3 protein-coding genes and 1 pseudogene are annotated in these 3,189 nt (G+C 69.7%); 2 read left to right on the forward strand and 2 right to left on the reverse strand.

Annotated elements, in window-relative coordinates; all coding sequences use genetic code 11:
• Positions 1-304: L-threonylcarbamoyladenylate synthase (locus GJV64_RS12940; RefSeq protein WP_164157727.1), on the reverse strand; the 304-nt coding region annotated here is incomplete at its 3' end.
• 54 nt (positions 305-358) lie between these two features.
• Here GJV64_RS12940 and GJV64_RS12945 point away from each other — a divergent pair.
• Complete coding sequence (locus tag GJV64_RS12945; RefSeq protein ID WP_164157729.1) at positions 359-2,101, forward strand: acyl-CoA dehydrogenase; 1,743 nt, start codon at positions 359-361, stop codon at positions 2,099-2,101.
• 6 nt (positions 2,102-2,107) lie between these two features.
• Here the strand turns inward: GJV64_RS12945 and GJV64_RS12950 are convergent, their stop codons facing one another.
• Positions 2,108-2,755, reverse strand: a complete 648-nt coding sequence (locus GJV64_RS12950) for an aquaporin (RefSeq protein WP_164157731.1) — start codon at positions 2,753-2,755, stop codon at positions 2,108-2,110.
• Positions 2,756-2,870: 115 nt separating this feature from the next.
• On the opposite strand from GJV64_RS12950, the pseudogene GJV64_RS12955 reads away from it, so the two are divergent.
• A pseudogene (locus tag GJV64_RS12955) lies at positions 2,871-3,189 on the forward strand (hypothetical protein); the annotation flags it as partial.

The raw sequence follows: 3,189 nt of genomic DNA on the forward strand, positions 1-3,189 counted from the left end.
GGCGGGGCAGCACCAGCGTCAGCGGCCCCGGCCAGAAGCGGGCCGCCAGCGCGTGGGCCAGCGGGGACAGTTCGGCCAGCCGCTCGGCCATCGCCACGTCCGCGACATGGACGATCAGCGGGTTGAAGCTGGGTCGGCCCTTGGCCGCATAGATGCCGGCCACCGCCGCGCCGTCATCGGCGCGGGCGGCGAGGCCATAGACGGTCTCGGTCGGCACCGCGACGAGGCCGCCGCTGCGCAACACGTCCGCCGCTGCGGCAATGCCGTCGCGATCGGGGGCGATGATGCGGCTTTTGCGGGCCATGACCTTGCGTCTATACCGGTCAGGACAAGGAACGGAAGCCGACAGGATCTGGCCATGCCCTACACCGCCCCCACCACCGAACAGCGCTTCGTGCTGGACGTGATCGCCGATCTGCCGGGCCTTGCCCGCCTGCCGGGCTATGCCAATGCGACTCCCGACCTCGTTGATGCCATCCTCGCCGAGGCGGGCAAGCTGGCCGCCAATGTGTTCGCGCCGCTGAACAAGGCCGGCGACAAGGCGCACGCGCGGCTGGACGATGGCGTGGTGACGCTGCCCGAAGGCTTCACGGCGGCCTATGCCCAATATGTCGAGGCGGGATGGGCCGGGCTGGGCGTACCGGAGGCCCACGGTGGCCAGGGCCTGCCCTTTGCCGTCGCCGTGGCGGTGCAGGAACAGATCACAAGCGCCAACATGGCCTTCGCGCTGTGCATGATGCTGTCCCAGGGCGCCATCGAGGCGCTCGCCGCGCATGCCAGCCCGGAGCTTCAGGACCGCTACCTCTCCAGGCTGGTCACCGGCGAGTGGACCGGCACGATGAACCTCACCGAGCCCACGGCGGGCAGCGATGTCGGCGCGTTGAAGTCGCGGGCCGAGCCCAATCCGGATGGCAGCTGGCGCATCAAGGGCACGAAGATCTTCATCACCTGGGGCGAGCATGACGCGGCGGAGAATATCGTCCACCTCGTGCTGGCGCGCACGCCGGACAGCCCGCCGGGCACGCGCGGCATCAGCCTGTTCCTGGTGCCGAAGATCCTGCCCGATGGCACGCGCAACGATCTGAAATGCGTCGGCCTCGAAGACAAGCTGGGCATACACGCCTCCCCCACCTGCACGATGAGCTTTGGCGACCATGACCAGTGCATTGGCTGGATGGTGGGGCCGGAAAATGGCGGCATGCGCGCCATGTTCACCATGATGAACAATGCCCGCGTGCAGGTCGGCTTGCAGGGGGTCGCCATTGCCGAAGGCGCCATGCAGCACGCGCTCGATTATGCAAGGCAGCGCGTGCAATCGGCGAAGTTCGGCGGCGGGCGGGAACCGGTGCGCATCATCGAGCATGCCGACGTGCGCCGCACCATCATGACCATGCGGGCGCTCACCGAGGCATCGCGCGCGCTGGTCTATCTGAACGCCGCCGCGGTGGACCGCGCCCATGCCGGCGATGCGGCTGGCCAGGGTCTGGCCGACCTCCTCACCCCCATCTCCAAGGCCTGGGCGACCGACATCGGTGTCGAGGTCGCCAGCCTTGGCGTGCAGGTGTTCGGCGGCATGGGCTATGTCGAGGAAACGGGTGCGGCCCAGTATCTGCGCGATGCCCGCATCGCCCCCATCTATGAGGGCACCAACGGCATCCAGGCGATGGACCTCGTTGGCCGCAAGCTGGGCATGGACGGCGGCCAGCACTGGAAGGACCTGCTGGGCGAGGTGCGCGCGACGCTCTCCGACCTCGACGAGGATGAAGAGCTGAAGCACATCACCCCCTGGCTGCAGGATGCGCTCGATGCGGCGCAGACCACGTCGCTCTGGCTGGCCGGCGCCAACAATCCCGACGACGTGGCGGCCGGCGCCACGCCCTACCTCAGGCTGATGGGGCTCACCTTGGGCGGCTGGCTGCTGGCCAAACAGGCGCTGGCCTCACGCCAGCACCCGGATGCCCAGTTCGCCGCGGCCAAGCGCGCCACCGCCCGCTTCTTCGCCGAACAGTTGCTGCCGCAGGTGCAGGCGCTGGCGGCGAGCAGCATGCGCGGTGCGTCGCTGCTCTATGCCATCCCGGAAGAGGGGCTGGCGGCGGCCTGAGCGGCCTCAGCCTTCCGGATACAGCGCCCGTTCCAACGCATGCGCGGCCAGCGCGCCGGCGAACTGGGCGGCGATGAACGGCGCCACGCTGCCCGGCGCGATGCCGGTGAACGTGTCGGTGAGGCTGCGGGCGATGGTGATCGCCGGATTGGCAAAGCAGGTGGACGAGGTGAACAGGATCGCCGCGCCGATGTAGAGCGCGACGCTGGTGGCGCCGGCGTGCGGCGCGTGCCGGCCGGTGAGCAGGACCGTCAGCAGCAGGCCGAAGGTGGCGATGAACTCGCCCAGCCACAGGCCAGGGCCGAAGCGCGGCTGGCTGGCCACCTGCAGGATCGGCTGTTCGAACATCGCGTGCACGCACACCACCGCCGCGATGCCGGCGACAATCTGCACCGCGATCATCACCAGCATGCCGCCCCAGCTGCCTTGCCCGCGCAACCGCAGCACCAGGCTCACCGCCGGGTTGAACTGCGCGCCCGACACCGGGCCCAGCATGGTGACCAGCAGCTGCAGCATCATCACCGTGGCCAGTGTCACCACCAGCACACCCAGCAGCACCTCGCCGCTGCCCAGTTGCTGGGCAAGGATGCCCGATCCGATCACCGCCGCAAACAGGAAGAAGGTGCCCACCGCTTCCGCCCACAATTGTCTCATGTCGCCCGCTGCCCCCAGCCACTCCGCCGCATAGGGGCATGCGCCGCAGCCAAGGTCAATCGCCCGCTAAACTCGCCTGCCCCTGCGCCCGTTACCGGAACCGGAAGGAGCGGGGATGGTGTTTCAGCCCGATTGGCAGCGGGAATTGTCGCGGCGCTGGGTGACGCTGCAGCATCGCCGCGCACTCGCCCGGGATCGCGCCGGCCCGCGCCGATCGGCGCTGGTGATGCTGGCCGCTGCCGGCCTGCTGGCGCTGTCGGCCGTCTACCTGGCCCGCACCTTGAATGCCCCCGGCAAGGCGCGCGGCGCCGTCCCCACGGTCAGCGTGGTGGTGGCCGCGAGCGAGATCGGCTTTGGCCAGCCCCTCACCCCCGACCGGCTGAAGCTGGCGGACTGGCCGGCAAGCGCCCTGCCGGCGGGCAGCTTCGCGTCCA

This window comes from Sandarakinorhabdus rubra (assembly GCF_010994245.1).
GTDB lineage: Bacteria > Pseudomonadota > Alphaproteobacteria > Sphingomonadales > Sphingomonadaceae > Sandarakinorhabdus > Sandarakinorhabdus rubra.

Excerpts from the sequence above, each read along its gene's own strand:
- GJV64_RS12950 (WP_164157731.1), bottom strand. The coding sequence starts at position 2,755 with ATGAGACAATTGTGGGCGGAAGCGGTGGGCACCTTCTTCCTGTTTGCG.
- GJV64_RS12945 (WP_164157729.1), top strand. The coding sequence starts at position 359 with ATGCCCTACACCGCCCCCACCACCGAACAGCGCTTCGTGCTGGACGTG.